The organism is Sulfitobacter sp. TMED3 (assembly GCF_002167505.1).
Lineage (GTDB): Bacteria > Pseudomonadota > Alphaproteobacteria > Rhodobacterales > Rhodobacteraceae > Sulfitobacter > Sulfitobacter pontiacus.
This window is the reverse complement of sequence record NZ_NHBI01000046.1, coordinates 1-7532: the sequence shown is the minus strand read 5'-3', so window position 1 is coordinate 7532 and position 7532 is coordinate 1. Positions and strand designations below refer to the sequence as shown.

General features: G+C 60.0%; 8 protein-coding genes and 1 pseudogene. 6 read left to right on the top strand and 3 right to left on the bottom strand.

Annotated elements, in window-relative coordinates:
* The 6 genes and pseudogenes from CBB63_RS12120 to CBB63_RS12090 all read left to right on the top strand — a co-directional run.
* Positions 1–326: ZIP family metal transporter (locus tag CBB63_RS12120; RefSeq protein ID WP_286699338.1), on the top strand; the 326-nt coding region annotated here is incomplete at its 5' end.
* A gap of 28 nt (positions 327–354) precedes the next feature.
* The gene (gene lspA, locus CBB63_RS12115; protein WP_037941767.1) at positions 355–813 is read left to right on the top strand and encodes a signal peptidase II; all 459 of its coding nucleotides are present in this window, start codon (positions 355–357) and stop codon (positions 811–813) included.
* Positions 780–2394, top strand: a pseudogene (gene lnt / locus CBB63_RS16365) (apolipoprotein N-acyltransferase). The gene lspA and the pseudogene lnt overlap by 34 nt, the downstream one beginning before the upstream one ends.
* Entirely contained in the window at positions 2385–2552 is a 168-nt protein-coding gene (locus CBB63_RS12100; RefSeq protein ID WP_174226640.1) for a hypothetical protein, read from the top strand. Before lnt ends, CBB63_RS12100 begins: the two are co-directional and overlap by 10 nt.
* 24 nt (positions 2553–2576) lie before the next feature.
* The gene (locus CBB63_RS12095) at positions 2577–4514 is read left to right on the top strand and encodes a penicillin acylase family protein (RefSeq protein WP_286699336.1); all 1938 of its coding nucleotides are present in this window, start codon (positions 2577–2579) and stop codon (positions 4512–4514) included.
* A complete protein-coding gene (locus CBB63_RS12090) occupies positions 4511–5512 on the top strand; it encodes a cytochrome c oxidase assembly protein (protein WP_286699335.1) in 1002 nt (333 codons plus the stop codon). The genes CBB63_RS12095 and CBB63_RS12090 overlap by 4 nt, the downstream gene beginning before the upstream one ends.
* A gap of 219 nt (positions 5513–5731) precedes the next feature.
* Here the strand turns inward: CBB63_RS12090 and CBB63_RS12085 are convergent, their stop codons facing one another.
* The 3 genes from CBB63_RS12085 to CBB63_RS12075 all read right to left on the bottom strand — a co-directional run.
* On the bottom strand, positions 5732–6244 hold the full coding sequence (locus CBB63_RS12085) for a L,D-transpeptidase family protein (protein WP_286699334.1): 513 nt from the start codon (positions 6242–6244) through the stop codon (positions 5732–5734).
* A gap of 181 nt (positions 6245–6425) precedes the next feature.
* Positions 6426–6713 carry a TFIIB-type zinc ribbon-containing protein gene (locus tag CBB63_RS12080; protein ID WP_037941812.1) on the bottom strand — a complete coding sequence of 96 codons (288 nt, stop codon included), beginning with the start codon at positions 6711–6713 and terminating at the stop codon, positions 6426–6428.
* Between the two features lie 34 nt (positions 6714–6747).
* Positions 6748–7532: heavy metal translocating P-type ATPase (locus CBB63_RS12075; RefSeq protein WP_286699333.1), on the bottom strand; the 785-nt coding region annotated here is incomplete at its 5' end.

Here is a 7532-nt window from a genome sequence, read left to right as displayed (position 1 = left end):
TCGGCATCGGGCTTCAGAATGCGCCCGAAGGATTGGCCGTTGCTGTATCTCTGCTGGGCGAGGGATATCCGAAGCTGCGCGCCTGGGGCATCGCGGCGCTGACGGGCATGGTCGAGCCGATTGGCGGTTTGCTCGGGGCCGGCATCATCACACTGTCGGAACCGCTGCTTCCATGGGGTCTGGCCTTTGCCGCGGGCGCAATGCTCTACGTCATTAGCCACGAAATCATCCCCGAAACCCATCGCAGCGGCCATCAGAACAGGGCGACGCTCGGTCTCGCAGTCGGGCTCGTTCTGATGCTGTTCCTTGATGTCTGGTTGGGATGAGGCAATGTCACTAAACAAGGTATCTCCGATGATCGGCGTCTTCGCAGCACTTGCTGCGTTCGCGATTGATCAGATCACCAAAGCCATTGTTGTTGCGAATGCCGCCACTTTAAGCGCCGGGATTTCCGTGTTTCCGGGATTCAACCTCGTCTTTTATCGTAATGACGGCGTGACTTTCGGGATGCTGGGCGGCGCTCCGTGGTGGAGCCTCATCGCTCTCGCTCTTGCCATCTGTGTTTGGCTAGGGGTTATGCTGTTTCGCGCCGAAAATGCGGTCGAAACACTTGCCTATGGCGCGATCATTGGCGGAGCCCTGGGCAATGTCATCGATCGTGTGCGGTATCGGGCTGTAACAGACTTTCTCGATTTCTACATTGGCACAACACATTGGCCTGCCTTCAACTTGGCCGATGTATTTGTCGTCAGTGGCGTGGGGCTCTTGCTCGCCGCGGCATGGATCAGCGCGCGGCGTTCGATCAAGTCGTGAAGCCGGAAATTCTGAACCGCATCGCTCTGCGCCACCGTTTTCTTTCGCGGATGACGCTTGGTTTCGTCGCCGGGGCGCTGACCGTTCTGACTTTCCCGCCTTTCTCGCTTCTCTTGCTTGTTCCCATTGCCTATTCCGCGTTGTTTGTCGGTCTTCGCGATCTCTCCTTCGGGCGCGCTTTCCTCGTCGGCTGGGCGTTTGGTCTCGGCCAGTTCGGTTTCGGGATTTGGTGGATCGCGGAAAGTTTCTACGTCGAGGCCGAGCGGTTTGGGACGATGGCGATTCCGGCGGTCGCGGGATTGTCCGCAGGTCTCGCGATTTTCCCAGCCATTGCCGCNGCGCTTTTTGCCGAAATCGCGCGGCGCGGAGCCATGGGCAGTCTCTTGGCCTGCCTCCTGTTCGCGACCTCCTGGACCGNNGCNGAGTGGTTGCGNGGTCACGTTNTGACAGGNNTTCCNTGGAACCTCGCCNGCTACGCNCTNNTNGANTACGCCGCNNTTCGCCAGNCCNCCGCCTGGGTCGGAAGCTATGGGNTAAGCTTTCTCACCGTGTTCGTNGCGGTACTCCCNGGCGCGGCTGCNATGGCGTCCGGGCGGCAACGATTGACCNTTTCGCTCATGGCGCTGGCCNGNATNGCGACGATGTGGGCTGTCGGCACGCTNCGCCTCCAGTCGGATGCACAACAGCCACCCGGTGTCGANNTGCGCATCGTCCAGGGCAACATTCCACAAGAGGAGAAATGGNCGCCCGAGAACCGCGAGGCGACNTTCGCGCGCTATCTTGAGCTTTCAACCCGGCGCGGCGATTTCGACGTNCTTCTCTGGCCGGAAACCGCCTTTCCGGGTTTCCTCGATGAGGATACGGAGGCNCNGGNNCGCATTGCCGCTGCGCTNNCNGANGGCAGNGTGCTGCTCACCGGNGTGCCGGACCGTGTACNGAGNGAGGATGGNANCCNATATTTCAACACGGTNCAGGCNTTTGNCGNGACCGGCGAGAATCCTGACCGGATACGCGAAACACCATCTCGTACCCTTCGGCGAATATGTGCCATTCCGCNGCTGGTTGCCNATCGAGCGGCTCACGGCGGGNCTGGGCGANTTTACGCCCGGACCGGGCCCNNGAACGCTTGCGCTTCCGGGTGTGCCGCTGGTCGCCGTGGCGATCTGCTATGAGATCATCTTCCCAGGGCATGTGGTCGACGACCTGTTCCGGCCGGACTGGATTTTCAANGCGACCAANGATGCTTGGTTCGGAACCAGNATTGGACCGGAGCAGCACCTCGCCTCNGCACGCATGCGCGCTGTCGAGGAAGGGCTTCCCATCGTCCGGGCCGCAAACACAGGGATCTCCGCGATCATCGACGCAAACGGTGACCTCGTCGCGCGGCTCGGCAANGGAGAAACCGGTGTCATAGATGCGGCTCTGCCCTCTGCTCATCCGTCAACCCTCTATGCGCGCTTCGGCGACTGGGCGCTGCTGGCTCTCATCTTCACTACTTGGGCCGTGGGACTGGCTGCAGATCTGGTCGGCACACACCGGTGCAACAAGAGAACAAGAACGGAGAAAAAGTCATGCTGGTAATCGCGGGCATTGTCGCGGGTGCGATCTGGGGTGGATATCTGGCGCGACACCGAAAAGGAAACCGGCTGGATATCCTCCAGTATGCGGCAAGTTCGGCGATCGCCTTCGGTCTTCTCACCTATTTCATATCGGTGGTCCTCTTGCGCATCTTTTTTTAAGAAAGGTTTCGAAACAGCACCGACATGAGACGGCTTTTCAACATATTGCTGTACGGGTTTCTGGCAATCTGCATCACGGTATCGGTTGGTTCCGGGTTGGTCTATTTTCTGCTGAGCGCATCCGTTCCCGACTACGACGAGGACTTCACGGTCGCAGGCTTAGGCGGACCGGTCGACATTCTGCGAGATTCTTCGGCAGTCCCGCACATCTCCGCAACTTCCGCTGCAGATGTCTACTTCGCGATCGGCTTCGTTCACGCCCAAGACAGGCTCGGTCAACTGTTAAGGGCAAGGCGAAAAGCGGAAGCTTCGTGGCCATCCGATGAGACATTGTCCGTTGCGCCAGCGGTCTCAGACGCGCTCGCGTCCTATGCCGCGGGCGTCAATGCGTGGCTCGAGCTTGTGTCAGAAGGCGGGCGTGGCAGAGGCTCTCCGGAGCTGCTGATCGCAGACGAACGGTCGATCGCGGCCTGGACACCCGGCGATAGCCTGAGGATTGCCCGGTCTTTCCTGAATGGCCTGCGACCGGGAAGCGCACGGGAAGGAATGCCGAGTATATCAGGTGCCATTATACCGGCGGATCGCCTGAGAGTGCCCGAACTGTTTGCGACTGATCCGGAGCAGCGCCTTGATGCATGGGCGATGGACGGCGACCGAACAGCGACCGGAACGCCAATTCTAGCCGCCGATACCAGCGGTTCCCTGTCGCTTCCCTCGGAATGGTATCTCGCAGATCTTCAATTTTCGACAGGGCCGGCCATAGGGGCCACAATGCCGGGCGTACCTTTCGTTATTGTCGGTCGCAATACGCGCGTCGCCTGGGCCTTCCGGTCATTTCCCGTGCCAGACGAGGAGGCACCAAGGGGGCCGTCACCCGTGCAGGCGGCAGGTTTCCTGACGATGCTGGAGCTGTTCGCGCGTTCGGCCGACGCGACCGATGCCATCGGAGTTGCCGCAGACATGTTGCCGAAGGGCATGGAGGCATTGGCCATTGACCGAGAGACCGTTGCCCGATGGCCAAGAGCGGAGGCCGTTCGGGCGTCGTCTTTTCGCGACATTCGACTGGCGGAGCTTGAAGCGCGGCAATCGATCTTCTCGACGGAAGGCGCCATCGGTGTTCAAAGGGACACCGTAAGTTCCGTGGCGCGAACCCTCCTGCCCCTGATGGCGAAAGAGCTTTGGTTTGTGCAGTCCAGAGACAGCACCGAAGGCACCGATGCGGACAGCCTTCGTCGTGAGCTACTGGACAGGCTTGCGTCGTGGAATGGCGAAATGGATCGCTATTCACCGGAACCTCTGCTGTTCTGGACCTGGGTCCGGGCTTTGCAGCAGCGCATTTTGAAGGACGAGTTTCCGACAGCGGAGCAACTCTGGACCCGTCCGAACTCGAACTTTCTTTTTGCGGTACTCAGCGATCGTCGCGGTAGCGCGATCTGGTGTGACATCCGCCTATCCTCACCTCGCGAGACATGCGAGGAGCAGGTTCGCGTGGCCCTGGATGATGCCCTTGGCTGGCTGGTCGATCGATATGGGCGCGATCCCTCGACGTGGACCTGGGGGGAAGAGCATAGATTGGACATGCAGTGGTCGCCGATCAGTTCGCGTCGGTTGCTGACCAACCTGCTGTCCCTTCAAGCGCCGATTTCAGGCGATCCGTTTACGCAATTCTTAACATCATTTGGTGTCGTAGAAGACCGTCCATTCCTTGTGAGTGCCGGAAGCAATTTTCAGGCGGTCATGTCGATATCGGAAGCAGCGGGATCATACTACATCTCGCCCGCCGGACAGTCGGGACATCCGCTATCTCGATTCTACGACAATCTCTTTCCCTCGTGGATACAAGGCGAATACCTCGCCATGTCGACCGATCTGTCACTGGCCCGTGGCGGCGCTTCCGGGATCTCGCGGCTCACACCAGCTACCTCCGACAACCCTCGGATGAGCGAGGGCCAGAGCGAATGATCACGAACTTCTTATTCCTATACGACCCTTTCGGCTATGTGCTGTCACCGGTGTCGCTCATTGTTGTCGGTCTTACAGCATGGCTGTTTTTGCGTGGGCTCAAGATACACGCTCGCTGTCTCGGAAGGGTTTCTGGTTGGCGTCGAACCGCCTTCTTTGCCGGCCTCGCGGCCGTCCTCGTCGCGACGAATGGGCCGCTCGCGCCATTGGGGCACAGTCTGTTTTCGGTACATCAGGTCGAGCATCTTCTTCTGCGACTGGTAGGACCGCTTCTTATCGCGGTTTCTCAGCCCTGGCTTGGCCTTCAAGCTGGATTGAAAAGGGAATGGCGCCGACGCCTTGCCGCGATTGGGCGTGCGCGCATCCCGCGATTCTTGGCGCTTCCTGCATCTGCCACCTCCTTGTTGATTGGTGCGCTTTTCGTCTGGCAGATCCCGATGATTTACGCCCTTACACAACGTATTGCNGCGATGGAAGCGCTGGCACATCTGTCTATGGTGCTGGCTGGGCTTTGGTACTTTGCTTTGCTGTTCGATCTGCGCGATCCACCTGAAGGAGCGCGGCGCGGTGCTCGGCTGATGTCAGGGTTCGTGGTGATCGTTTCCAACATCTTTCTAGGCTCCCTGACAACGCTCAAGGATGTGCCCCTCTATGGATCAGAAATCATCGCAGCGAGCGATGGTCGACTTCGCGCCCTGGCTGACGAGACAATCGGTGGCTACGTAATCTGGGTCCCGTCATCGATGGTTCTCATCGTGGCAATCATTCTGGTGCTGAACGGCTGGAACGCGGCGGAGGAACGGCGCTGGACGTCCCGCTACGACCTGATGCGCCAATCGAATGCGGCGGCGCTCGAGTTTCCGGAAACCGCGGAGGAACTGCGTCTGAAAGTAGAGAAGCCGAACCGGGACATGGGCCGTACGCTCGCNCTTGGCGCATNCTCCATGTTCATGGTTGNCATGATTACCGTCGTGACCATCGTCTATGCCCTCGGATAGATTGAATTCGACATGAGACCAGACGTATTCTTCTCCGCTAGGGCCCGCCTGTTTCGCCACTGCCACGGCTGGACACATATTGTAGTGTCCTTACGCGTACCGGGTGCTTGCGCTGNCCCACGGCGGCGAGCGTCACTTTGGCCGTGATCGCCATCGAAGCGATCAACGTGGCCCTGTNCCGACGATTTGCCTGATCTGACGGAAGATCATCTCCTCCCATCAGGCGTAGATGTCGATCGGTGTTCCGTCNTTCACCATTGCATAGATNTCCTCGATCTGCCGATCTGTGACCGCGATGCAGCCAGCTGTCCAGTCGCGGACGTCCGTTGGGTCGATGCCCGGGCGTGGACCACCATGGATGAAAATGTCGCCGCCGGGGGAAAGGCCCTGCGCTTCNGCAAAGGCGATGTCGGCCTCNTTCGGATANGAGATNCCAACNGAAAGATGATACGTACTNTCNGGGTTGCGCTTATCNACTANGTANGNGCCCTCNGGGGTCCGGCCGTCTCCCTCGAATTGCTTGTGACCCTCAGGAGCGAAACCCAGCCCGACCGGATAGGTTTGCAATACGCGATCGGCTCCGTCCAGAACAAGCAAACGCTGCCCCTTGTAAAGCCGAACACGGGTCACCTCGGGTCCGCCATAGCTGCGGAACTTGCTGGCACAGCCAGACAAAAACGCTGCCAACCCGCCCAGCAGGACGGCGCGGCGGGGAAATCGGATGGTTTTCACTGCTCGATGCCTCTTTCGTGAGGGCTGATATGGACACTACATTACCTTGCAAATGCTGCGTGATCAATGTCCGTGGGCAAGCGCGGCCTTTGCCATCGCTGGACCAACCTGCTCACCGCTGAATGCCTTGCGGGCCTACCGCAGCGCCTTGAGGGCGACCGGCAGGGAGCCACGGCAGGCCTTAATCGAACAACTCGTGAAGCCAGGATTTGCGGCGATAGCCGTGCTTGCCGTCGCCGCCGCCGTGTTTTCCGCGCCGGTAGCCGCGATCATCGTTGTAGCCGCGCGGCTCAGGCACCCGCTGAGGCGCCACATCGGGTGCCGAACGCTCGATGATCTTGTCCAGTTCGCCTCGGTCGAGCCAGACACCCCGGCAATCGGGACAAAAGTCGATCTCGATCCCCTGGCGTTCTGTCATACTCAAGGGCACCTCGCAAACCGGACACATCATCCTGCCCTTCACGCTCATGTCCCGTCTCGGCTCCTTTCCGCGTTCTCCCAGTTCAATGACCATGTGCCAGCGCCCCTTTGGCCAAGCCTTCGCCAACCTGTTCACCGCCGGACGGCGGCGCCTTGGCCTCTTGGCTGTTAAGCAGGCGCAGGGCGTTGGCCACCACCAGCAATGACACTCCTACGTCGGCTGCAATAGCGCCCCACATCGATGCCAGTCCGAACGCGGTAGCGACAACGAAAACGCCCTTGGTCGCCAAGGAAATGCCGATGTTCTGATGGATAATCGACATTGTCCGGCGCGAATGACCGATCAGCCAAGGCACCTTCCCGAGGTCGTCTGTCATCAGGGCAATATCCGCCGTCTCGATTGCCGCGTCCGAACCAACGGCACCCATTGCGATGGCGTAATGCGCGCGCGCCATGGCCGGGGCGTCGTTGACCCCGTCGCCGATCATGGCCACCATGTCATGCGTTTCGACCAGTTCTTCGATAGCTGTCACCTTGTCTTCGGGCAGAAGCTCGGCACGGACCTCGTCGATGCCGACCTCGGCTGCAACAGCGCGCGCTGTCCGCTCGTTGTCGCCCGTCAGCATGACGATGGTCTTCACGCCCTGCGCGTGGAGCTGTGCCACGATGCCCTTGGCATCGGGGCGGATACGGTCGCGCAATTCCAGGATGCCCGTCACACCGGTTTCATCGCCGATGGCGACAAGAGTGCTGCCGGCGCCTTCGATGCGGTCGCGCAAATCCTTCGGAATGGCGTCGCCGAAACCCTTCTCCTCGGCAAACCGGTCCGACCCTAGCCATATCGACCGGCCGTCTGTGCGTCCTTCAA

Coding starts and splice junctions, on each gene's coding strand:
- CBB63_RS12100 (WP_174226640.1), top strand. CDS start 2,385: ATGCTGGTAATCGCGGGCATTGTCGCGGGTGCGATCTGGGGTGGATAT.
- lspA (WP_037941767.1), top strand. CDS start 355: ATGATCGGCGTCTTCGCAGCACTTGCTGCGTTCGCGATTGATCAGATC.
- CBB63_RS12080 (WP_037941812.1), bottom strand. CDS start 6,713: ATGAGCGTGAAGGGCAGGATGATGTGTCCGGTTTGCGAGGTGCCCTTG.
- CBB63_RS12095 (WP_286699336.1), top strand. CDS start 2,577: ATGAGACGGCTTTTCAACATATTGCTGTACGGGTTTCTGGCAATCTGC.